This is a genomic window from Streptomyces sp. SID13726 (genome assembly GCF_010548375.1).
In the GTDB taxonomy this organism is placed as follows: domain Bacteria; phylum Actinomycetota; class Actinomycetes; order Streptomycetales; family Streptomycetaceae; genus Streptomyces.
The window spans coordinates 1-388 of record NZ_JAAGLY010000835.1 but is presented as its reverse complement, the minus strand read 5'-3'; the positions used below and the strand labels follow the sequence as shown (position 1 = coordinate 388).

Annotated in this window: 1 pseudogene; it reads right to left on the bottom strand. The window is 78.9% G+C overall.

Annotation, left to right across the window (positions count from 1 at the left end):
* Positions 1–44 precede the first annotated feature (44 nt).
* Positions 45–388: pseudogene (locus tag G3I78_RS50565) on the bottom strand (hypothetical protein); the annotation flags it as partial.

Here is a 388-nt window from a genome sequence, read left to right as displayed (position 1 = left end):
AGGACCTCACCGCCGTCCGCTACCGCCGGGGCTGATCGCCGCGCTCAGGCGCGGAAGTGGTCCCAGCCCGTCGCGCGGTGCGCGACGCGGCCGTCGACCCGGACACCCGGATCGTCGCACCACGCACGTCGGACCGTGCCGATCGCCCGGAACCCGTCGGGCAGGTCGGCGTCGGCGGGGAACGCCGCGAGCAGCGCGTGGTCCTCGCCTCCCGACAGCACCCACCCGTCGGCGCGGTCGCCGGCGTCCTCCCGGGGAACGTCCCCGCCGGACCCGCCGAGCGCGGAGGCCGCCGTCAGCAGCGGGTCGCGGTCCGCTCCCAGGGCGGCGAGCTCGAGGTCCACGACGACGCCGCTCGCCCGCGCCATCCGGCCCCCGTCGCGCAGCC